Consider the following 21,997-nt stretch of genomic DNA (forward strand, 5'->3'; position numbering starts at 1 on the left):
ACTTAATATTTAATTACTGATATATAAATGTTAAGTAAATATTTATGAATTGTAAAATGGCACGACCACATTTAACCTTAGATAAATGGTTATCGACTGACACGGACTTAAAAAAAGATTTCTTGGATCAAGAGAGCTACATGAAGGAAAGTCTATTAACTAAGCTTGATAAACCTGGCCAAAAGATTGTTTACATATCTACAAATCACCCCCAACCTAGATCACATGAGAATTTAATATCAGATTCTCTACAAAACCCGGCTAGGACATCCCACATAAACGAAAAATTTACAAACCCCCTCATATGTGAGACAACAAATTTTATTATTGAAACTAATGATGAACATTTTTCAATTTTAAAAAAGAAATTCCTTTTATTTAAATACCACTCTGAGAAAAAGAAAGCCAACCGTATCACCAAACAAATAACAATGGACGAAAATATATTAAAACAACTTGAGAAAATTAAAAAAAATTGTAAATTTAAAAGTCTAGATAACTGCTTAGAATTTTTAATTGATGCACATAATTTTAAATTAAGTGAAAAAGATAAAATAATATCAAGACTCAAAAAAGAACAGAATTCAAATCATGATTCTAATTTAAAGCAAGAATTGAAATTAAAGGATGAAAAAATTACAGAACTCGAAAAAGAACTCGTGCACCAAAAAAATATCATCCACGAAAACATGAGCAAATCTGCAAAAGAATTTGAGGAATACCTAATTCAATTGGCTACAAATCAAACCATTGAATTAGAGAAAATTAAAGCTTTTTTAGGCGAGATTAACGAAGCAGATCAACAAAGCATTAACCAAACTCTTGCACCCGAAGCACTTAGCGAAATTGAAACTCAATTGAGAAATGAATGCGCAAAACAAAAGCAATTTTTAACAATCAAAAATCAACCAAATACCAATTATGCTTTAGGGTTTGATCAGCATCATCAATATGGCAATACCGTACAAAATGACGATGAAGTTGTACCAGCTCAAACCTGAGCTAACAGTTACTCATTTCTAGGAGCAAGCAGCAATAGCACACCTCATCCACTTGCTGCCTAAGAACGAGCCCCCCCTCATCACCTCAATGATATTCATAATTGAACTTGGATAATCTCTTTCAATAAATCAGGACGACGCCTTAAGTGATTGACCAGCACTTCATCGCAATATGCTGTATTAAATGGGAGTTGCTTTTGCTGTGGAAAATACCGCTCTGGATGCTGTAGAAACTGTTCCCATTTTTTATTTTCATTCTGTAATTCCCTGATCTGGTTTAGATAGGTTCTATCCTGAATTTTAAATGACACACCAAAATCATCATCTTCACAGATGTCTTTATTTTCGTTATTTTTTCTGGCTTCTGTTAAATCTAAAATTTTCTGTTTATTTGTCTCTAATCTGCTTTGAACCCATTGCAAATCAAACTCTCTAAACTTGATTTGCAGCGTGGGTAAAATCAGTTGTACTGCCTGCGAAGCATTTTTAAATCTGCCATTTTTTTGAGCATAACCAGTTAATTCTGAATAGAATATTTCAAGCTTTTTATGCAACAGCGGCGCATATCGTTTTCTTATATTCAAAATCCCATTGATTCTACGCTTCAAACTCGGGTTATAGGTGTAGACTCTCCCGCCTTCATCAACAACCAACTCAATATATTTATTTAATATTTCAGAATATTTCTCATTAATCTGCTGCTGCCTATAATCACGAATCCCCTCTATTACCGTATTAATTTGACCAAGCAAATTCAGCAAGTCCTGTACCGAATACGTTTCACCAAAGAACTGCATTTGGCTATGCTCTACCATCAGTTCAACCAACAATTTGCGTTCTGACGCTTCAAACTCAGTCTTTGGGTCAGGATCGCTTATTATTTTATGTTCTCTTAAAAAACGTCCAGCATGATCCAAAAAGCAATTCAGAATTTCGTCCTTCAATTGCTCAAAATCAAGAAGTGTGCAATTTTTCATTTTTGAATCTAAGTAATAGTTTTCAATATGTTATACCACAACTCTAGTAAAATATTATTTCTAATTATTAGTATTACATAAAGACCTACATCAAAAAAATAAGATTAAGACATAGGGATGGTCAGCCTTACTTCAAAGGTGACCCATTCAAATTAAAAAAGTTTTATGTATGGAATACCCACTTCATGAGTTGCTTTCAAATTAATACTACCGAACTACTTTTTATAAAGTATCGTTCTATGACCGTTGAACTAATGACAGTAGTTTCTGACTATTATCCCCACCTCAGCAAAGCCGAAGCACTGAGAAAAGCGAATAATCAACAATTCCCTTTCTCAGTATTCAAAATAGATAAAAGTAAACGTGCTCCATTTTTGGTACACATTAAGGATCTTGCTGCTGTCTTGGATAAGCAATATTCAGAGGCATCCAAAGATTTTGCTACGTTTCATCGATGAGGCGTAGCACCTCCTCCAACTGTAATATATTTCTTCTCGCTTTCACTGATACATAACGCTGTAAACTCCCCCAAGAATCGTGCAAACTTACTTTCTGAATTTCAGGAATAGTAAAACTCTGTTCAGCTAATCGAGTACAGCCTTCATGTCTCAAGTCATGAAATCGTAAATCTTCAATCCCCAAAATTTTACAAGCTTCTCTAAACTCTTTACCCAAACTTTTGGGATTCAAAGGCAATAACAAATTTTCATTATGTCCAAGCTTTAGCATCCGTTCTCGAACTTCTGAATGTTTCAGTCTTTTGATCAGCACCTTACAAGGATCAAGTACATCAAATGACTTATGATTACCTTTAGAACCATTAGGATTCTTTAAATCATGCACTTTCCACGTTGAATGATGTGGGTCATAATCTCGAAGATACAATCGTGTTAATTCAGCTTCACGTCTGCATGAGAAAATTGCAAACCACATAATCAAATGCATTGGGTATTTAGAGCCATAACGATTTAGCTTCCATCGTTCTGCAAAATACTTCGTCAATGCAATCAATTCATCTCTCGAAGGCAGTCGGTCTCTTTTTTGACTGGAGGATATTTGACGTGTTTTTCTTAACTGAGCAGTAGCCTTATCAAAGCTATTTAAATCAATATCCATTTCCCACATAACAGCAGCATGAGAAAGAACACCTCTGATATGTAAAAGCTCATGTTGCAGTGTACTAGTTGCAATAGGTTCAAGATCGAGGTACGGAATTCCACCCTTCCTTAAAGCCACATGCTCGGCCAAATGTACTGATTTTATTTTTGTGATAATATTGCGCGCAATTGGTAGCTTCTTAATTAAGAGCAGAGAATAGCGTTTCGTCCTTCCGTACTCGCTCCCGACTTCATCCAAATATTTATCTATGGCATCTGATAAGGTCAGATCAATCAACTTTTCTTTGCCAAGCAAAATATCAGGATTTTCTTGAATTTCGACTTCTCTTTTCTTAATCCAGTTTTCAGCTAATTTCTTTGAGTGAAATGTTTTACTTTCAGAAAAAGCAGGAAAGCCCTTTCGAGTGATTCGAATCGCAGCACGATAGTTAACTTTACCATCTGCACCTTTCCTTGCTGTAATTGAACCCATAATTTACACCAAAAGCTATTTTTTCTATTATGGTGTAAAATTTGGTGTAAATGCAAACGGATTCACCCACCTAAACACAGGTTCAAACAAATTCTCGCAGGTTGCAGAATATAGATTAAAGGTATGATTTTTAATGACTATTAACAAAAACATTGAAAACACTCAATCTCCGAGAATCAGCGTAGCCCCGATGATGGATTGGACGACCAAAGATTATCGTTTCTTTGCCCGCTTATTTAACCCGAATGTCATCCTTTATACCGAAATGGTGACCACAGGCGCCATTTTATTTGGCGATGCCAAACGTCATCTCGACTTTAACCATGAAGAACATCCGATTGTATTGCAACTGGGTGGCTCAAATCCAAAAGACCTTGCTACCTGTAGTAAAATGACGCAGGACTGGGGCTACGATGAAATTAATTTAAATGTCGGCTGCCCAAGTGACCGCGTACAGAACAATAAAATTGGCGCCTGTTTAATGGCAGAGCCAGATTTGGTGGCGGAATGTATTGCGGCAATGCGTCAAGCCGTCGACATTCCTGTGACGGTAAAACACCGTATCGGCATTGATGACATGCATTCTTATGAAGAAATGCTGCATTTTGTTGATACCGTGGCAAAAACGGGCTGTAATAATTTTATTGTGCATGCCCGTATTGCTCTACTTCAGGGCTTATCGCCAAAAGAGAACCGTGAAGTTCCACCGCTACGTTATGAAGATGTGTATCGTCTGAAACAAGAACGTCCAGAGCTGCTGATTGAAATTAACGGCGGGATTAAAACCTTTACCGAAACAGAACAACATTTACAGCATGTGGATGGAGTAATGATTGGTCGTGAAGCCTATCACAACCCGTATTTACTGGCAGAATTAGGTCAACTTTGGCAACTGGATGTGCCAGATCGTTTTGAGATTATGGAACAAATGCTGCCTTATATTTCTCAGCGTATGGCTGAAGGTGCACCCTTGTCGATTTTAACCCGTCATATTCTGGGCTTATTTCAAAACTTGCCAGGTGCGCGAAAATGGCGTCAAGCTTTAAGCGGTGGTAATGCTAAGACTTTTGCAGATGTTGAAAATGCGATTATCAACATTAAAGATGCAATGCAACGCACCGAAGATTATTTAAAAGAACACACTCTAGTCCAGTAATTTAGAACCTTGATCTAAACGAAAAAAGCGAAGCATCTGCTTCGCTTTTTATGTTTCACCGTTATAGCCGAGTGCAAGCTTTCACTAAAGCACGCTTTTGGATATTGGTCAAACATTTAATTTTTTTGGTTTTAAAATCATAATGATAAGAAATATATTTCCCTGAAAGATACTCACTGACAATTGGCACTTTTCTAAAATAGGTTGTGGTAATGCAACTGTGTAAATCAGGTGTGGCATTTACTTTGATCCGTTCAAAAAATTGAGTTTGCTGACGAATTTGATCTTGTAATTTTAAAATACGATTCATATTTTGGAACTCTGCGGACTGAGTAACTTGTTGTATATTTTTAAAATGACAAGCCTTAACCACATCATCATGATATTGATGCATTGACCAAACCAATAATGACTGTATATCACTCATCATTTCTTTGGCTTCATTGACCTGATTTAAAACATAAAAATGACGAACGGTTGAATAAATAGCATATACAACACCGCAACTCAAAATGATCCCTAAAGCCACTATTTTAACATCAAGTTTGGAATGCCCTGAAAGATCAGTCATTGAGTTACTTTATCCCGTTATATTTTAAAAGTGCTTCAGGCGAACTCGTCTTTTATATAAGAGCTTAACCGGTAAATTTACTCAGAGCATGCCAGTATTTGTCTTTAAACAGACTGACCTCTATTTCAAAATTGTCTTTATATTTTTCAATCGCTTGATCAATGACTTTTGATGGTTTTCTAAACTCTTTACACGCAAAATATATGGTTCTTAAGTGATTACCCGTTTCACGGCCTATATTTAAATAGCCATCCACATCTTTCAGTTCTTGTAATAATTCGTCTTCAATCAAATTCAATAGCTCATAATCTGTAGATGCAGGTATGCCATTTGAATACTGACCATCATAGGAGATTTCAATCAGCATCATCCATGGATGTGAGGCTTTTTGATCCCATGTTAAAAGAGTACGATTTAAAGTCGCCAGCAAAGGTAAACCCTCATTGGTTTCTCCCTCCAAACTGACAAATTCATCGGCATCCGTATTTGAGCGTGTAATTTTGTCTAATCTTGAAATTTCACTGCTTTTTAAAATTAAAATGTTTTTGAGCAAGTTAATCGGTAGCAATTCTTTTTCGGCATATTGTTTAGACTGGACAGAAACATTGTCCAATTTGGTGACCGCATCATACTCGCCCAAATAATTATCGAGGAAAATATGTACAGCCTGTAAAAATGCATCGTTTTCAGCTGAGTTATATTCATCATGTACCACGACCAGATCAATCTCATCGGGATATTCAGCTTGCTGGTTAAAATAAAAAGATAAAGTCTCCTGACTAAACTCATAGCCATGCATATTAATCCCGACTTGATGAATATCACTTTCAGGTTTAAGCGCCGTGAACTTCCATCCTGCAATCTCAGGTGCAGCCGCAATCAGCTCTTCCACAAAAACAATATTTGGAATGATGCCATCGGGGGTAAGAATTAATTCAGCTGTTTGTGGGGCTAACATGCCCGTTAGAAAAAAGATGCCGCTATGGACTTTTTCCAATTCAGGCGTCAATCGATCAAAGAAATCGCGCTCGATTTCAGTTTTACTGCCTTGATCCACAATGTGGTGAAAATGCTGCTGATGCTGCTGAAACCATTGCCAAAATGTAGTATATGCATTTTCATTCACAGGCGTTTTTTGTTTTTGAGAACCCCATAATTTTTTTAAAAAGCTCATTTTCTTTTCTCTTTTTTCTATTGATTTCAATATTTTTATGATCTACGGACTATATAAATATATCGATTTATACAGTCCAATTAAACCTAAAACAGTCTTATTGTTTCGCTTTGATTCCATCTAATTTTTTCAGCACTTCCGCGACTGCCACCATCGCAAAGCTTGAAGTCACCACCACCGCAGAACCATAGCCACCACAGCGTAGGCCTGCACTTGGACATACATCTGCACTGGAAAATGGATTATCAATCGAATAGACACAGCTAATGCCAAACTTTTCTTTTGGTTTTTTACAAATCCCCATGCCACGCAACTGGGTTCGAAGCTTCGCCAACATGGGATCTTGTTCGGTTTTAGACAGATCAGCCACTCGGATTTTCAATGGGTCGAGCTTACCACCCGCTCCCCCTGAAACAATCAATGGAATTTTATTAAAACGACAGTGCAACATCAGTGCTAATTTAGCTTTGACGTCATCAATACAATCTAAAATTAAATCTGGTCGATGTTCTAAAATTTCTTTGACATTTTCTGGGGTCAAATAGTCATCGATCAAATTGATTTTGATCCGTGGATTGATGGATCGACAACGCTCGGCCATCACTTCAATTTTTTCATGTCCCAAGGTTGAGCTCATGGCTGGCAATTGACGGTTAATATTGGAAGCCGCAATCGAGTCCATATCAACCAGTGTTAATTCTCCAACGCCTGTACGCGCTAAAGCCTCGACTGCCCACGAACCTACACCACCAATTCCGATCACCATCACATGACTTTTTTCATAATATGAAAAGGCCTCGTCTCCATAAATTTTGGCTACACCAGCAAAACGGCGGTCATATTCATCATGTTGCAGATCAGTCATGCGTACATCTATATCGGTAAAATCGTGTTCATTTTACCTGAATACGACCTTGGATTGAATGTAGGCTGAAAGATTTCATAGCTACAAACAATAAAGCCCTACTACTGACAGGGCTTTATTCCATTGGGATTAGGCTGCAATCAAATTACGCAGTACATAATGCAAAATGCCGCCAGCTTTAAAGTATTCCACCTCATTCAAGGTATCAATACGGCACAACACTGTAAATTGGTCTTGGCTGCCATCTTCTCGAAGCACCTGAATATCCAAAGTTTGATGCGGCTGGATATCATCCGACAGTCCATGAATCGAAAGTACTTCACGACCTGTCAAATTTAAGGATTGGCGCGTTTGTCCATCGACAAATTGCAATGGCAATACACCCATACCAACCAAATTCGAACGGTGAATTCGTTCAAAACTTTCGGCAATCACCGCTTTAACGCCCAATAAGTTCGTACCTTTGGCAGCCCAGTCACGTGATGAGCCTGTGCCATACTCTTTCCCAGCAATAATGATTAATGGCGTATGTTGCTGCTGATAAAGCATAGAAGCATCATAAATCGGCAAGGTTTCTCCTGTTGGAATATAGATCGTGTTTCCACCTTCTTCACCACCGAGCATTTCATTCTTAATGCGGATATTGGCAAAAGTGCCTCGCATCATCACTTCATGGTTCCCACGTCGAGACCCATAAGAGTTGAAGTCTTTGGGTTCAACCCCTTGCTGTTGCAAATAGCGTCCTGCGGGGCTGTCTTTCTTGATATTACCCGCAGGGGAAATATGATCGGTGGTGACCGAGTCTCCAAGCACAGCCAAAATACGTGCCTGTTCAATATTGGTAATCGGTTTCGGTGGCTGACCTATCTCTTCAAAAAATGGTGGATGACGAATATAGGTTGAATTCTCTTGCCAAGCATAGGTCTGACTTTGAGGAATCTGAATCGCCTGCCATGCTGCATCACCATCAAATACTGCGGCATATTCTTTATGGAACATCGCGGTATTTACGCTCTGTAGCGCATGATCAATTTCAGCCTGACTCGGCCAAATATCCTTCAAGTAGACTGCTTGCCCATCTTTGCCGAGGCCGATCGGTTGCGTGGTCAGATCGGTACGGATATTGCCTGTCAAACCATAAGCCACCACCAAAGGAGGCGAAGCCAACCAGTTGGTTTTCACCAGAGGATGTACACGCCCTTCAAAGTTACGGTTGCCTGAAAGCACTGAAGCGACATTGAGATCATGGCACTGAATGGCTTCTTCAATCGGTTCAGGCAGCGGTCCAGAATTCCCGATACACGTGGTACAGCCATAGCCGACCAAGTTATAACCCAACTCATCCAAATACGGTGTTAAACCAGCCGCAGCCAAATAATCGGTCACTACTTTAGAACCAGGTGCAAGCGAACTTTTCACCCACGGTTTACGCTGTAGACCTTTTTCAATGGCTTTTTTAGCGAGGAGCCCTGCGGCTAACATGACACTTGGGTTTGAGGTATTGGTACATGAGGTGATGGCTGAAATGACCACATCACCATGGTTCAATGGGTAAGATTTTCCATCAATGGTGCAAGATGACTCCTCATGCGGCAGATTGGCTTTTTTAGCTTCAACAGCTGTGCCACCGCCTTCATTTTCTAAACGCTCTTTGGCTTCTTTGGCTGGCTTGAGATTTAGTTCCATCAAATCATGAAAAGTTTTAGGTACATCTGACAGCAAGACACGATCTTGCGGACGTTTAGGGCCTGCCAAACTGGCCTGCACTGTACTCATGTCCAAGCTCAAAGTATCGGTAAAAACGGGTTCATCACCTGCATTTCGCCATAAGCCCTGCGCTTTACTATACGCTTCAACCAAATCAATCCGTTGTTGCTCACGACCTGTCAACGCTAAATAAGCCAAGGTCACATCATCAATCGGGAAGAAACCACAGGTTGCACCATATTCAGGGGCCATATTGGCAATAGTGGCGCGGTCAGCCAAAGGCAAGTCGGCCAAACCATCGCCATAAAATTCGACAAATTTACCAACCACGCCTTTTTGGCGTAGCATTTGTGTGATGGTTAAAACCAAATCTGTTGCAGTAATGCCTTCATTCAATTTCCCTGTGAGTTTGAAACCGATGACTTCAGGAATTAACATGGATACAGGCTGCCCGAGCATCGCCGCTTCAGCTTCAATCCCGCCAACACCCCAACCGAGCACGCCTAAGCCATTGATCATGGTGGTATGTGAATCTGTTCCCACCAAGGTATCAGGGAACGCAAAAGTTTGTCCCTCATCCTCCCCTAGCCATACCGCTTGAGCCAGATACTCTAAATTGACTTGGTGGCAAATCCCAGTACCCGGCGGGACAACGCTAAAGTTATTAAAGGCCGATTGTCCCCAGCGTAGGAATTGATAACGCTCACCATTGCGTTGCATTTCAATTTCGACATTTTCAGCAAAGGCATCTTTATCCGCAAAATGATCGACCATTACGGAATGGTCGATCACCAAATCGACAGGGGACAAGGGATTAATCAAATTCGGATCACCACCCGCTTGTGCCATTGCGGCACGCATGGCAGCCAAGTCAACCACGGCGGGAACCCCTGTGAAATCCTGCATCAGTACGCGTGCTGGCCGATATTGAATTTCCTGATCAGAGCTTCTGGTTTTTTGCCAATCGACTAGGGCTTGAATATGCTCTACTTTTACACTTTTGTGATCTTCAAAACGGAGTAAATTTTCGAGTAAGACCTTTAAAGACTTGGGTAATTGATCAATATTACCCAATGTTTGGGCGGCTTGAGGGAGGTTAAAAATTTGATAGGATTTTTCACCCACCATGAATGTTTGTAATGCATTGAAACTATTGATTTTGCTATATCTGGCCATTCGGTTGCCCTCTAGTATTGGCGAATTTATTTATTATGATGTTCTTTCTTTAATGTAAGCCTGTTTAGGAAAGAGTGTGTTCCCTTTTGGTTATCTTATTTTATCGAGATTATTGGCTTATTCTTCTAAAATTTTAAATTCAATGCAGCCAATGAGTTCTGCCAGAGTTGAGTTGCTAACGACCGCTCAGACTGATCCAGTGTCTGTGCGAGACTCTCCAAAACATAAGGTAAATTCACCGGTGTATTGCGGGTGCGATGCTCGGTCGATGTTTGACAACACAACGGCGTCATATCTGGACAGTCCGTTTCAATCACCAAATATTCACTACCAAGTGCTTGCACCACTTGATGCAATTTTTTGGCGTTTGGATTGGTGATTTGCCCTGTAACCCCAATTTTAAAACCGAGTTTGACCAAGGCCTTGGCTTCTTCCACCCCGCCACTAAAGGCATGAGCGATACCACCGAATTTAAATTTTTGGGCTTTTAAAAGGGCAATGCTTTCTGCATGTGCTTTGCGAATATGTAATAACACAGGTTTTTGATATTGCTGAGCAAGTTCCAGTTGTGCAGAAAAATAAGATTGCTGCTTGGCAAAAAGTTCGGATTGTTTGTGTTGTTTTAAAAAAGTATCTAAACCAATTTCACCCACAGCTACGCAGTCCTGCTGCTGCAAAACCTGCTCTAAATGCTGTAAGTGTTCAGTCTGATGCTGTTCGATATAAAACGGATGTAAACCAGGGGCAAGATAAGAGCATGGAACATTCTTCCAGCTTTTTAATTGCTGATGGGTCTGAATCAGCGCATCAAATCGCGATTCAAGAAAACCAATAAGGACCAGTGCCTCTACCCCAACACGTTTTGCTTGCTCAGCCAAATGTTGACGATCAGTATCAAAATCGGCAACATCAAAATGAGTATGGGTGTCGAACAGAGGCAAGCTCATACTTGATTAGCTCTTGGCTTCTGAAGCAGCCTGTACGCTCTGTTTGGCTTTTGGCAAATACTCAGGCTTTAAAATTTTCTGGAGTTGATCATAGCCGATAGTTAAGCGTGGTAAACCCACCACATAAGGACCAATTTCATACTCGCCATATTGTAAAATCAGACCTTCAGTGCCCAAGTAATAATTGTTACTCAAGCTAAACTTCCACGCTTGCTCATATTCATCGACATTGGTCGCTAACTTAGAGTCTACAACCCAAGCACGAAAGGCTTCATGCGCTACTCTATTTAACGCCGCCTTCTGATTCGGCAACAATAGATCATCCAGACTCACCAGCTTTTGCTGCTTCAAGTCAAAATTATAATAATGCTGCGACGATGAACCATGTGCACCGCCTAAGTAGCTGCTGGTGTTCAACACCACCGTAGCCAAAGGATCTTTGGCATTTAGAATTTTCGGCTTAATCATCAAACTAATTTGATGGTTAGAACTTAAGGCTTTCAACTCTTGATCTAAACCCAGAAAAGCAGCTAAATAAGGTTGAACTTGTTTCTCTAGTTTCAGTTTAGGGGTGAGGACTTGGCCCACTACCGCAGGTTCAGAACTTGCCGCCACAGCACTTGATGCCTCGGTAGCAGAACTGCTATGCATAGGCGAAATATCAATAATCTGCGATAAATCTTTCACAATTTGTTGATCAATAAAATCATCAATAAACGCTTGATTACTTTGCAAACGATCAATGTTTAATTCTGGGCAAGCATTACCATCACATTCAGGTAATTCGAATTGTAATTTTTCTGTGTCACCGACCAGTTTTAAAGTGGTGTCTACCTCTGAAGCCGCTGTGGTTTGCGTTGCAGGAGTTTGAGGCTCTTTATCTTTTGGTTGGCAGGCCGTCAAACTGATGGCAGCTGCAAGTACGCTGATTGTAAATATTGTTTTGCTTTTTAACATATATAACCTATTACCTTTTGAAGCCAGCTCTTGCTTTGGCCAGTACACTAAAACAACTGGGTATAGACATCGGCTTTTAATACCTGTTGAGTTTGTGCTTTCGTCAAATAAATATCAAGCTGAGTCCCATCTTTTACAATCTCATGAGTCCGATAGTGTAAACCGATGCCCTCTTGGTCAAAGAACCAATCTGCTTGCCCCCAGTACAACTTCGCAGGTGCAGATTTTCGCGCTTCGGGTTCTTGTTTCTTCAACCAGTCTTGATACGCTTTTTGCACCAACACATTCATCGCCAGTTGCTGTTTCGGGTGAATTAAATCTAATAATGCCACCGCTTTTTGATTTTTACGATCCGCAACAAAGAAATAATAACGTTCCTTAACATTTACATTCTCTTGATTGGTATCAACCCCAATTTGCATGAGCACAAACTGATTGCGCTGATACGGTATACGCGTATACATCGCCAAGCTATAAGCCTTGTTACCCTTGAATTCGGCTTGCCATGTATCCGACTTTTTCACATAGGCATTAATAGCTTGCTGTAAGCTCATGTCTTGTTTTAAGCCAATTTGATCTTGAATCACGCGGGCCTGACTTTTGGCAATCCATTGGTTTAACCACAGATCTGCCGTTGTTAAACTTTGCAGATCTAATTCAATACAATTCTTGGTTTCACAAAATGGCTGTGCAATATCAGCCACTTGTTGCTGAATATTTAAATACGGTAACACTTCAGCCTGCTCTGTTTTAAATACCGAGCTTTTGGCATCTGTGTCTGTTTCAGATTGTTTAGAGGAGTCACATGCTGTCAATAAGACAGTCAAACTCACCAATATTGTATAAATAGCCTGTTTCTGCAACATGCGTCTTCCATGAAATTAAAGTATCTTGCATAATAAAACAGCTTCACGAAGAAGCTGTTTTATTTTTTAAAATCCCGATTAGTGTTCGCGGGTATTGCGGAACACGATGTCTGGATAGCGCTCTTGCATCAGTTGTAAGTTCACACGACTCGGTGCCAAGTAGGTCAAGTGACCACCACCATCTACCGATAATTGGTCATGTGCTTTTTTCTTAAATTCATTAAATTTTTTGTCATCATCACAGGACACCCAGCGCACAGTGTTAATGCTCACAGGCTCGTAGACGCAGTCGACTTTGTACTCTTCTTTCAAACGGTATGCCACCACTTCAAACTGAAGTACACCTACCGCACCGACAATCAAGTCATTGCTATTTTGCGGCATGAAGACCTGTGTTGCACCTTCTTCTGAGAGTTCTTTTAAGCCTTTTTGTAACTGTTTCGATTTCAATGGATCTTTCAAACGTACACGGCGGAACATTTCAGGGGCGAAGTGCGGGATACCCGTAAATTGTAGTTTTTCACCTGAGGTAAAAGTATCACCGATTTGAATCGTACCGTGGTTATGTAAACCAATAATGTCGCCCGGCCATGCTTCTTCTAGATGCTGACGATCACCAGCTAAGAAAGTCAAAGCATCACTAATACGCACATCTTTATCTAGACGCACATGCTTCATTTTCAAACCTTTTTCATATTTGCCTGAACAAATACGCATAAAGGCAATACGGTCACGGTGTTTCGGGTCCATATTGGCTTGAATTTTAAAGACAAAGCCAGTAAAACCCTCTTCAGTCGCTTCAACCAAACGATTTTCTGTTGGATGCGCTTTAGGTTCAGGCGCATAGTTGCTAAATGCATCTAACACATGGTCTACACCAAAGTTACCTAATGCTGTACCAAACAATACAGGCGTTTGACGACCCGCAAGGAACTCTGTGCGGTCTAAAGGCTCATTGGCCATTTGCACCAGTTCTAGAGACTCTTCAAATGCCGCCCAAGCCAACTCCCCGACTTTTTCACGTAAGTCTGGATAGTCATAACCATCACGGACTTCGATTTCGGTAATGGTTGAACCAAAACCTGCTTTATACACATAAAACTTTTCTTCGATCAGGTTAAACACCCCAGCGAAGTCACGACCTGTACCAAGCGGCCAGGTGATCGGCACACATTTGATTTTGAGAACGTTTTCAATTTCATCCAACAGCTCTAAAGGCTCACGGATTTCACGGTCCATTTTGTTCACAAATGAAATGATCGGTGTGTCACGCATACGACACACTTCCATCAGTTTCACGGTACGATCTTCGACACCTTTTGCACCGTCAATTACCATCAAAGCTGAATCGACTGCCGTTAAGGTACGATACGTATCTTCCGAGAAGTCTTCGTGTCCCGGCGTATCCAGCAGGTTGATCATCTTGTCTTTAAATGGAAACTGCATGACAGAGGTGGTGATCGAAATACCACGTTCTTTTTCCATTTCCATCCAGTCCGAAGTGGCTGCACGGTCCGATTTACGGCTTTTCACCATACCTGCAATCTGAATGGCCTGTCCCCACAACAGCAATTTTTCTGTCATGGTGGTCTTACCAGCATCGGGGTGGGAAATAATCGCAAAGGTGCGACGCTGCGCAACTTGCGCGGCTAATTCATTTTTAAACATAAATTAAATCTGCAATTGATCATAGCCCTCATGGTCGATACGACCACAAAGTCCTATAAAAGAAATTCTAAATTGGGCTAATTGTATCCGAATACCGCTTGAGCTTCTATTGTCTTTTATCGAGCGAAGCGAGAAAGCACCTCACGCCAAAGCGTTTCAATCAACGGCTTAATTGAAATAAGTTGACGATGTGTACTCAAACTCTTCTAAGCGCTTAACATCCATAGGCATACCCAACAAATAGCCTTGTAATTGCTGACAGCCTAACCGCGACAAGATTTCCATTTGCAAAGGACTTTCAACACCTTCTGCCGTCACGACTAAACCCAAGCGAATCGCCAGATGAACAATACTTTCTAAGATCATTTCATCTTTTGAGCCAACAGTCAGCTCATGAATAAAACCGCGATCAATCTTCAACTCATCTACAGGTAGGTTTTTTAAATATAAAAAGCTAGAATGTCCTGTCCCAAAGTCATCAATCGCCAAACGAATCCCCATTTCACGTAAACGCTGTAAGGTACGAATGCTAGCTTCGATATGGTGCATGGCCGTACTTTCAGTGATTTCAATAATTAAATGATTTGGATTGACTTTGTATTTATCAAAAAGATGCTCAAGATTATTAAATAAATGCTTATGCTCAAACTGCACCGCCGATAAATTCACAGCAATTGGATACAGTTCAATTTTCTCTCGTTCCCAGATTTGCAGTTGTTTACATGCTTGCTCCAAAGCCCAATACCCCATTTGGATGATCAGCCCCGTTTTTTCCGCACCTTTAATAAACATATTGGGGGTCAGCAAACCTAAAGTCGGATGCTTCCAGCGAATCAATGCCTCGACTCCACATATCCGTTGATCTTGGATGGTAAATTTAGGCTGGTAATACAAAACAAACTGTTGTTCTTCTACGGCTTTATATAAGTCATTGATCAGCTTAGTTTGGCTTTTCGCTTCTTGTTGGTCAAAACTGTAATTAAAAATAGAATAGGTATTTCGTCCCTGATATTTTGAGGTCAGCATCGCTGCATCGGCATTAATCAGTAAATCCTGCAAATTACTACCATGTTCGGGATACATCGCAATACCAATACTCGCAGACACATTGATTTCTTTACCCGCAATCAAAAAGCTATCTTGAATCAACTCCAGCACGTGCTCCGCCATTTGGCATGCTTGCTCTGGAGTGGCCTGCTCCAGCACCATTAGAAACTCGTCCCCACCAATTCTGAGAATTTTTTCATTTTTACTTAAGTGGCGATGAATTCGTGTGGTCAGTTGAACCAATAATTGATCCCCAACATGGTGCCCAAAGACATCATTCACAGCTTTAAAGCGATCTAAATCGATATATAGAAAAGCAATGCTTTCATTGCGGAAGCGGTGATCTGTAAACAGAAAATGGGCGTATTCTGCCAAATACAATCGATTGGGGAGCTTGGTTAAATTGTCCTGTACCGCCTGATTTGCCAACTCTTTATTGGCCAGAGAGAGTTGAATATTACGCTCTTCTAAACGCTGCTCCAACACCGCAACAACAAATGCCGCCACCAAAATCAAACAGGTAATAAAGATAACAACAAATAAAACAATGCTTTGACCTGCTTCAAGGGGCATCACCAGCTTGTCACTATGGGTTGGATAGAACGAGACTGCTAGCATACCGGTATAATGCATACTCACGATGGTCAAGGCCATCATCCCTGCAACATACCATTGGTACAACAGTTTCTTGCTGACCGCACTTTTATATTTAAAGATCAGCCAAAAGGTTAAACCCGAGCCACTAATGGCAAGTAAAATAGAAAAAACTGTTAATAAAGGATCGTAAACACTCTGATAGCCCTCAATAATCAGCCCCATCATGCCAGTATAATGCATGCCCGAAATACCAAGCCCCATCAATACCGACCCCAAAACCAATCTTAAAAAAGGTAAGGTCTGACGCGTGGTCAACCAAATTGAAAAAACAGATGCAATAAAAGCAATAAAAAAAGAAAGAATTGTCAGTGCAGGGTCAAAATAACTATGCGTCGGCAAATCACAAGCCAACATACCCACAAAATGCATGGCCCAAATGGCACAGCCTAAGAAAAAACTACTGAGTAAAATGAGCACTGTTTGAAATTTTTTACGCCAAGTACGAAATAATAAGCGTTCGGTCGACACTGCAAAAAAACACGCCAACAATGCCACAACAATTGAACCTAATACCAAACTAAAATCGTAATGCACATGCATCATATAAAATGTCCGTATTAATTTCTCTTTTTCTTCATTTATATCCTTTTTATCAAAGGCGAAAAGCATTACTACCCGATTAAGAATCTTATACAAACAGGTTCAGGTCAAGAAAAAATCACAGAGATATCATTAGAATTTATAGATTTATTTTACCTAGCAGATTGCTTTGGCAGCCTGCCAATCCCACATTTGTGTTTTGAATCATGTCTTGTCCTGAAATAGATTGACAGTATTCCACTTCAAACCGAGTTAAGCAATTAGCTCGGTTTTAGTTTGCTCATACATCTGATTCGGGGTGTTCATATTTAAACTTAAATGTGGTCTATAGTAATTATAAATCATGATAGATTCCGTAATTAAGTGATCTAACTCCTTCATGGTTTGACATCGTGTAGTTAAAAACTCCTGCTTTAATATTCCATTAATCCGCTCTGCTAATGCATTTTGATATGAGAAACACTGTTTCGCAAGGTATCCATCTGTCATGGAAGGACATATCCCATAATGGTGCAATGCCGATTGATATAGCTCAGAGCAATACTGAGAGCCTCTGTCTGAATGATGAATCATCCTAGTCGCTCGATCCGTCACATGCTGCATCGCCATATGTAGAGCCTGCATAACATTCTCCGCACGCATATCATTCGATAACTTATAACCTTTAATCTGACGGGTATAAGCATCTGTCACCAATGATAAATAATGTACGCCTTCAGCACTCTCAACATAAGTAATATCACTAACAAAGACTTCGTTGGCTTGCACTGCTGAATAATCCTTTAATAAATTTGGATGCTTCTTCATCCAATGCTTGCTATCCGTAGTTTTTGTATAGCGACGCTTGGGGCGAATCAATAAATTATGCTCTTTCAATATTTTAAATAACTGATCCCGTCCACACTTTAAACCACGCTGCAACAATTTGCCTTTAATAAGCCAATACAACTTACGTGTTCCGATACTTGGCATGAGACAACGATATTCCATAACCAACTCAAGTATTTGTTCAGTTGCTTGTGCAGTCATTTGAGCACGTTTTTCTGCTTGATAATAAGCTTGTCGGGTGATTCCCAACCACTGACAATAACGTGAAACGCTTAGTCCTCTTTGGCTTTGCCAATCTTTGAAACGTGCTCGGTATACTTTTTTCCAAGATCAGTCCCACATTCTTTATCAATGTGATAAATCACATCCTGAATAAATTCAGTTTTAAGCTTTTCTGCGGCTAACTGCTTTTCTAATTGGCGGATTCGTTGTTGGGGTGTTAATTGGCGTTTAGAAGAAGGCGGCATATTCGAAGTCCAGTCCTGTTGTCCGTGCTTGCGTAACCATACCAGCACAGTTGATCTTCCTTGAATACCATATTTTGCCTGAGCTTGTTTATAAGTAATTTGCCCTTTTTCTACTTCATGTACAACCATCATTTTAAAGGCAAAGCTATAATCACCTTGTGTACGTTTAACTCTTTGTTCTCGTTCATGTTCCATAAAATAAGCCTCTTAAAGGTGTAAACTTATTTCAGGACGGGACATCACAATTTAAATAAAAAGCCAGTCGAAACTGGCTTTTTAATACATTGCGTCAGAGATTAAACTATTTTGCAGTGCCTTTTTGCAACTTGGCATAATCTAACAAGACATTTGCAGATTCAGTCACAAATGCTTCCTCTTCAGGCAATGCAGGACGTTGATTCGCTTTCATTTTAGCGCGTGCTTCAACCAAAGCTTCCATAGAAGCTTGATAGCTTTCCCAGTTTGCATAAGGCTTTTGTCCTGCAATCTGACGGCGCTTGTTTTCCGAGTCTAAAGTCTGTTTTTCCAGTGCCAACAATTCAGCTTTACGTTGATCAATATCTAAAACCACACGTTTTTGATCTTCGGTCTTTTTCGAGATGTCTTTACGCTGTTCAAGATAGTTAAACTGCGGGTCGACTTTAACGCGTGCTTGCGACAGCTCACCTAAACGTTTTACATACGGTGTGATACTGCCTTCACGTTTAAACGGCGCAGTTGGAATCGTATCCCATTCAAGCGCATTTTTCGCTTTACGCTCACCAAACTCTTCATTGTAAATATCTACCAGCTTCACGTCTGGAATCACGCCTTTGTTCTGCGTACTGCCACCCGTTACACGGTAAAACTTACGTTGCGTTAGTGTCGCTTGACCATGCGCCAAGTTGTCGAGCTGAACTTGTGCGGTTCCTTTACCTGTGGTGGTGCTACCAATCACAATGCCACGTTCATAGTCTTGAATCGCAGCAGAATAAATTTCGCTTGCAGATGCAGATGCTAAATTCACCATCACTGCCAATGGACCCGCATAGGTTTGCGCACCATTGTCATCGTCTTCGAAAACGCTCACATTGCCATTACCATCTCGAATTTGCACCACAGGACCTGACTTAATCACCTGTCCAAGCATGCGAGCCACTTCTTCAAGCGAACCCCCTGGGTTATTACGTAAGTCGATAATAATCCCTGAGACATTCTTGGCCGCTAAAGTTTTCAGCGCATTGTTGGTATCTTCAGATACAGAGCGATATTCTGTGCCCGCACGACGTGCACGATAGTTCAAATAGAAAGACGGAATTTCAATCACACCAAAGGTGTATTGTTGTCCATCACGCGTTACATTCACGGTACGTGAACGTACCCCAGCATCTTCTTCTTGAATGACGTCACGGGTAATGGTCACATTACGTGCTTGGCTCATCGGCGCACCTGAACCGAGTAACCGTATGGTAACTTTGGTACCACGTTTACCACGGATTAAGCCCACAATTTCATTGCTCGGCCAACCGATCACATCCACCATTTTTTCGCCATCTTGCGCCACACCAATGATGCGGTCGCCCGACTTCACCTGTCCAGACTTGCTCGCAGGACCACCTTCCACAATGGTTTCGATTTTGGTGTAGTCTTCATTGCCCCGTTCAGGTCGAATTGACACCCCAATCCCTTCAAGTTGCAAAGTCGTCTGGCGGTTCAATTCCATTGCATCGACAGGTGGGAAATAGTTACTGTGCGGATCATAGGTAAGCGTCATCGCATTGAGTGTTTTGTCTAACACATCATCACTTTTCACCCGTGAAATACGTTCTAACTGGCGCATATAACGCTTGGTTAAGGTTTGTACCGGGGTTAAATCTTCCGAGCTAGTGAGATCTTGTCCATTGGCCAATTCTGGGTTGGCTTTAAGCGCTTTTTGCTTCGCCAACTCTTCTTCTTTGCTGATGGTCAAATTAATCAGCTGCGAAACCAACATTTTGTTCCAATGCTGACGTTGCGCCGCTTCATTGGCAAAATACGGTGCCTTTTCACGATCCGTTTCGATATAAACGTTGGCTTGTTTTAAATTCTGCGGCTTTTTCAGCTCATCCAGCATATAGGTATAAAACTGGGTCAAACGATCACGATACTGTGCATGAATCGCATACGGTCCACTTAAGTCACCTGCTTTTAAAGCCGCACCTAAGTTTGAGCCATATTTACGCTTATAACTCTCTACTTCAGAGGCAAGAAACAGCGAATGGTCTGGATCTAAACTGTCCAGATAGAAATCGAGAATACGCGCCGATGTTTTCGCATCTAAACGTTGATTGAGATAATGTTGACGGTCAACCAAGGTCGCCAGTTGACGAGACACCAAAGCCTGCTCCTGCGACGGAACAATAGCTTGTTTGGTTACAGCGGTAGTTTCAGTCGCTGCAATGGCTTCATTAATGGCATGGGTGAAAAAGAATCCACCCGTTGCAATTGCAACCGCACAAGCAATGGTTTGAAGTTTCATAAATAATTCTTAGTTCCTTGGTTTTTGACCAAAATTACAATGTCATTTTTCGACATGAATTGAGAATATTCAAAATCTTAAACAACTTAATCTGTTTATGTCGTGTAGTTTTATCATAATCTGTGCTGACAAAATGTAGCAAATCATTGCAAAATTCGGGTATTGTTTTCGACGACCTGTTTCGCTCTCATTTCAGAGCCAAAACAGTCACTGACCAAAAAATCAAATACGGACACCCAATATGATTGGCGCATTGATGCTCGACATCGCAGGCACAGAACTTACTCAAGAAGATATTGCACTATTACAAGCACCGCAAGTCGGTGGCATGATTTTATTTGGACGAAATATTGAGTCTCCTGCACAAGTTCGCGCCCTCACCGACCACATGCGCCGAATTCGTCCTGATATTTTGATTGCTGTCGATCAAGAAGGCGGACGTGTGCAACGCTTAAAACAGGGCTTTAGCCTACTTCCAGCAATGGGTAAGTTTGGCGAGCTATTCTTAAGCGAACCTGAAAAAGCTTTAAGCTTGGCAGAACAATCTGGCTGGTTGATGGCGACAGAAGTTCTTGCCGTCGGTATCGACTTTAGCTTTGCCCCTGTACTCGACCTCAATGACATCAGTGATGTGATTGGTGACCGTAGCTTTGCCAAAAATATTCAAGACATCGTACCGCTGGCCAGTGCATTCCTAAAAGGGATGAAAGCCGCAGGCATGGCATCGACAGGCAAACATTTCCCCGGTCATGGTTCAGTCCAAGCAGACTCACATGTCGCAGCAGCCATCGACTCACGCACATATGATGAAATCTATGCCAAAGATATGCAGACTTTTATCAAACTGATGCCACAGTTGGATGCACTCATGCCTGCACATGTGATTTATAACCAAGTCGATCCAAACCCAGCAGGTTTTTCGCCGTATTGGATTCAAACCGTGCTACGTCAGCAACTGGGCTTTGATGGTGTCTTATTCTCAGATGATTTAAGCATGCAGGCCGCATGTGTTGCAGGTGGTGCAGATTCCCGCATTCAAGCCGCACTCCATGCAGGCTGTGACATGGGACTGGTGTGTAATGACCGAGCATCCGCATGTGTAGCCTTGGAGGGGATCAACCAACTGGCGCTGCCAAACCAAGCTCGCTTAGAACGCATGCGTGGTCAGATTCCAAATATCAGCGTTCAATCGACACTGCATTTAGGTGAAGATTGGGCCAAAGTACGCGACCAAGTGGAACTGTTTAGATTAAGTTAAGCACTTCATCTTTGACCATTTCAACCGCGATATTTCGGACAAAGGGAC

At 41.0% G+C, this 21,997-nt stretch carries 17 protein-coding genes; 4 read left to right on the forward strand and 13 right to left on the reverse strand.

What is annotated here, in order from left to right:
- Positions 1–56: 56 nt before the first annotated feature.
- Positions 57–1,001: a hypothetical protein gene (locus F986_RS03915; RefSeq protein ID WP_004692378.1), complete on the forward strand. Its 945-nt coding sequence runs from the start codon at positions 57–59 to the stop codon at positions 999–1,001.
- Between the two features lie 95 nt (positions 1,002–1,096).
- Here F986_RS03915 and F986_RS03920 read toward each other — a convergent pair whose 3' ends face one another.
- Positions 1,097–1,978, reverse strand: a complete 882-nt coding sequence (locus tag F986_RS03920) for a hypothetical protein (RefSeq protein ID WP_004692380.1) — start codon at positions 1,976–1,978, stop codon at positions 1,097–1,099.
- A 185-nt stretch (positions 1,979–2,163) separates the two neighbouring features.
- On the opposite strand from F986_RS03920, the gene F986_RS03925 reads away from it, so the two are divergent.
- Positions 2,164–2,436 (forward strand): pyocin activator PrtN family protein, encoded by a 273-nt coding sequence (locus tag F986_RS03925; protein WP_004692381.1) that lies wholly within the window; start codon positions 2,164–2,166, stop codon positions 2,434–2,436.
- Here F986_RS03925 and F986_RS03930 read toward each other — a convergent pair.
- Positions 2,420–3,568, reverse strand: coding sequence for a site-specific integrase (locus F986_RS03930; protein WP_004692382.1), 1,149 nt, complete (start codon positions 3,566–3,568; stop codon positions 2,420–2,422). The two genes, F986_RS03925 and F986_RS03930, sit on opposite strands and share 17 nt — an antisense overlap.
- Before the next feature lie 133 nt (positions 3,569–3,701).
- Here F986_RS03930 and dusA point away from each other — a divergent pair, with 133 nt between their 5' ends.
- The gene (gene dusA / locus F986_RS03935) at positions 3,702–4,724 is read left to right on the forward strand and encodes a tRNA dihydrouridine(20/20a) synthase DusA (protein WP_004692384.1); all 1,023 of its coding nucleotides are present in this window, start codon (positions 3,702–3,704) and stop codon (positions 4,722–4,724) included.
- A 61-nt stretch (positions 4,725–4,785) separates the two neighbouring features.
- Here dusA and F986_RS03940 read toward each other — a convergent pair whose 3' ends face one another.
- The 11 genes from F986_RS03940 to F986_RS03995 form a co-directional block, all read right to left on the reverse strand.
- Positions 4,786–5,295 carry a hypothetical protein gene (locus F986_RS03940; RefSeq protein WP_004692386.1) on the reverse strand — a complete coding sequence of 170 codons (510 nt, stop codon included), beginning with the start codon at positions 5,293–5,295 and terminating at the stop codon, positions 4,786–4,788.
- Between the two features lie 64 nt (positions 5,296–5,359).
- Positions 5,360–6,469: a DUF695 domain-containing protein gene (locus tag F986_RS03945; RefSeq protein ID WP_004692388.1), complete on the reverse strand. Its 1,110-nt coding sequence runs from the start codon at positions 6,467–6,469 to the stop codon at positions 5,360–5,362.
- Between the two features lie 97 nt (positions 6,470–6,566).
- Positions 6,567–7,334, reverse strand: coding sequence for a tRNA threonylcarbamoyladenosine dehydratase (locus F986_RS03950; RefSeq protein ID WP_004692390.1), 768 nt, complete (start codon positions 7,332–7,334; stop codon positions 6,567–6,569).
- A 129-nt stretch (positions 7,335–7,463) separates the two neighbouring features.
- Complete coding sequence (gene acnA / locus F986_RS03955) at positions 7,464–10,217, reverse strand: aconitate hydratase AcnA (RefSeq protein WP_004692391.1); 2,754 nt, start codon at positions 10,215–10,217, stop codon at positions 7,464–7,466.
- A gap of 125 nt (positions 10,218–10,342) precedes the next feature.
- Positions 10,343–11,158 carry a TatD family hydrolase gene (locus F986_RS03960; protein WP_026056391.1) on the reverse strand — a complete coding sequence of 272 codons (816 nt, stop codon included), beginning with the start codon at positions 11,156–11,158 and terminating at the stop codon, positions 10,343–10,345.
- A gap of 12 nt (positions 11,159–11,170) precedes the next feature.
- A complete protein-coding gene (locus F986_RS03965; protein WP_004692395.1) occupies positions 11,171–12,121 on the reverse strand; it encodes an RsiV family protein in 951 nt (316 codons plus the stop codon).
- A gap of 47 nt (positions 12,122–12,168) precedes the next feature.
- A complete protein-coding gene (locus tag F986_RS03970) occupies positions 12,169–12,987 on the reverse strand; it encodes a hypothetical protein (protein WP_004692397.1) in 819 nt (272 codons plus the stop codon).
- Positions 12,988–13,065: 78 nt separating this feature from the next.
- Positions 13,066–14,655 carry a peptide chain release factor 3 gene (locus F986_RS03975; RefSeq protein ID WP_004692398.1) on the reverse strand — a complete coding sequence of 530 codons (1,590 nt, stop codon included), beginning with the start codon at positions 14,653–14,655 and terminating at the stop codon, positions 13,066–13,068.
- Between the two features lie 168 nt (positions 14,656–14,823).
- Entirely contained in the window at positions 14,824–16,902 is a 2,079-nt protein-coding gene (locus tag F986_RS03980) for a bifunctional diguanylate cyclase/phosphodiesterase (RefSeq protein ID WP_004692400.1), read from the reverse strand.
- Positions 16,903–17,151: 249 nt separating this feature from the next.
- Positions 17,152–18,389, reverse strand: a protein-coding gene (locus tag F986_RS17765) for an IS3 family transposase (RefSeq protein ID WP_100222789.1) whose coding sequence is annotated in 2 segments (ribosomal slippage) — positions 17,152–18,053 and positions 18,053–18,389 — 1,239 coding nt in all. Because the reading frame shifts where the segments join, the coding sequence is not laid out codon by codon here.
- 106 nt (positions 18,390–18,495) lie between these two features.
- Entirely contained in the window at positions 18,496–20,691 is a 2,196-nt protein-coding gene (locus tag F986_RS03995; RefSeq protein WP_004692402.1) for a carboxy terminal-processing peptidase, read from the reverse strand.
- A gap of 241 nt (positions 20,692–20,932) precedes the next feature.
- On the opposite strand from F986_RS03995, the gene nagZ reads away from it, so the two are divergent.
- A complete protein-coding gene (nagZ, locus tag F986_RS04000) occupies positions 20,933–21,949 on the forward strand; it encodes a beta-N-acetylhexosaminidase (RefSeq protein WP_004692404.1) in 1,017 nt (338 codons plus the stop codon).
- Positions 21,950–21,997: the final 48 nt, after the last annotated feature.

It is taken from the genome of Acinetobacter johnsonii CIP 64.6 (genome assembly GCF_000368045.1).
GTDB classification, from domain to species: Bacteria; Pseudomonadota; Gammaproteobacteria; order Pseudomonadales; family Moraxellaceae; genus Acinetobacter; species Acinetobacter johnsonii.

Excerpts from the sequence above, each read along its gene's own strand:
- F986_RS03915 (WP_004692378.1), top strand. The coding sequence starts at position 57 with ATGGCACGACCACATTTAACCTTAGATAAATGGTTATCGACTGACACG.
- F986_RS03920 (WP_004692380.1), bottom strand. The coding sequence starts at position 1,978 with ATGAAAAATTGCACACTTCTTGATTTTGAGCAATTGAAGGACGAAATT.
- F986_RS03925 (WP_004692381.1), top strand. The coding sequence starts at position 2,164 with ATGAGTTGCTTTCAAATTAATACTACCGAACTACTTTTTATAAAGTAT.
- F986_RS03930 (WP_004692382.1), bottom strand. The coding sequence starts at position 3,568 with ATGGGTTCAATTACAGCAAGGAAAGGTGCAGATGGTAAAGTTAACTAT.
- dusA (WP_004692384.1), top strand. The coding sequence starts at position 3,702 with ATGACTATTAACAAAAACATTGAAAACACTCAATCTCCGAGAATCAGC.
- F986_RS03940 (WP_004692386.1), bottom strand. The coding sequence starts at position 5,295 with ATGACTGATCTTTCAGGGCATTCCAAACTTGATGTTAAAATAGTGGCT.
- F986_RS03945 (WP_004692388.1), bottom strand. The coding sequence starts at position 6,469 with ATGAGCTTTTTAAAAAAATTATGGGGTTCTCAAAAACAAAAAACGCCT.
- F986_RS03950 (WP_004692390.1), bottom strand. The coding sequence starts at position 7,334 with ATGACTGATCTGCAACATGATGAATATGACCGCCGTTTTGCTGGTGTA.
- acnA (WP_004692391.1), bottom strand. The coding sequence starts at position 10,217 with ATGGCCAGATATAGCAAAATCAATAGTTTCAATGCATTACAAACATTC.
- F986_RS03965 (WP_004692395.1), bottom strand. The coding sequence starts at position 12,121 with ATGTTAAAAAGCAAAACAATATTTACAATCAGCGTACTTGCAGCTGCC.
- F986_RS03970 (WP_004692397.1), bottom strand. The coding sequence starts at position 12,987 with ATGTTGCAGAAACAGGCTATTTATACAATATTGGTGAGTTTGACTGTC.
- F986_RS03975 (WP_004692398.1), bottom strand. The coding sequence starts at position 14,655 with ATGTTTAAAAATGAATTAGCCGCGCAAGTTGCGCAGCGTCGCACCTTT.
- F986_RS03980 (WP_004692400.1), bottom strand. The coding sequence starts at position 16,902 with ATGATGCATGTGCATTACGATTTTAGTTTGGTATTAGGTTCAATTGTT.
- F986_RS03995 (WP_004692402.1), bottom strand. The coding sequence starts at position 20,691 with ATGAAACTTCAAACCATTGCTTGTGCGGTTGCAATTGCAACGGGTGGA.
- nagZ (WP_004692404.1), top strand. The coding sequence starts at position 20,933 with ATGATTGGCGCATTGATGCTCGACATCGCAGGCACAGAACTTACTCAA.